The organism is Jiangella muralis, assembly GCF_001270745.1.
Taxonomy (GTDB): Bacteria; Actinomycetota; Actinomycetes; order Jiangellales; family Jiangellaceae; genus Jiangella; species Jiangella muralis.
The window spans coordinates 1-776 of the sequence record NZ_LFXL01000088.1; the positions used below are offsets into that span (position 1 = coordinate 1).

The 776-nt window shown below is 70.2% G+C and carries 1 protein-coding gene; it reads left to right on the forward strand.

The window, feature by feature from the left end:
- The coding region (locus tag ACW62_RS32785; protein ID WP_053208327.1) for a transposase at window positions 1-763 on the forward strand (763 nt) is incomplete at its 5' end.
- Between the last annotated feature and the right edge of the window lie 13 nt (window positions 764-776).

Consider the following 776-nt stretch of genomic DNA (forward strand, 5'->3'; position numbering starts at 1 on the left):
GGGCAAGTCCGACCCGCTGGACGCGCTGGCGGTCGCGAAGGCCGCACAGAACCCGGACAACGCGCGCTACCTGACCTGGCACCGTGGCGACGAGCCCGGGCAGGAGGTGGCGCCGCTGGTCGACGAGCGTGACGCTCTGGTCGCCGAGCGGACCCGGCTGATCAACCAGGTGCGCTGGCGGCTGCACCAGCTCGCCCCCGGTCTGGAACCGGCGTCGCTGATCACCCTCAAGGCCGTGCGCGAGGTGGCCGCACGACTGGCCACCTTCGCTGACAGCACGCTGCGGCGGGTGCTGCTGGCCAACTGCGAGCGCCTGGAACGCCTCACCGCCGACATCAACGAACTCACCCGCGAACTGCGCGCTCACACCCAACGCGTCAGCCCAAACCTGCTGTCCATGCCCGGCGTCGGACCCGTCGTGGCCGCGACCATCCTGGCCGAGCTCGGCGACCCCACCCGGGTGCGTAACGGCGCCGCGCTGGCCCGGCTGGCCGGCACCGCCCCGATCCCGGTCTGGAGCTCCAACACCGAACAACACCGACTGGACCGCGGCGGCAACCGGCGCCTGAACAGGGCCATCCATACCGTCGCCAGAACCCAGGCCCGCACCCACCCGGACGCCCAAACACTGATCGCCAAACACCACGACACGAAGGGCGCACGCGGCGCCATCCGCGTGCTCAAACGCCACCTCACCAACGCCATCCTCCGCAAGCTCCACGACGACTTCCCACCCGTGACCAGCCAACAAGCAGCCGCTTGACATAGAAGCGTCA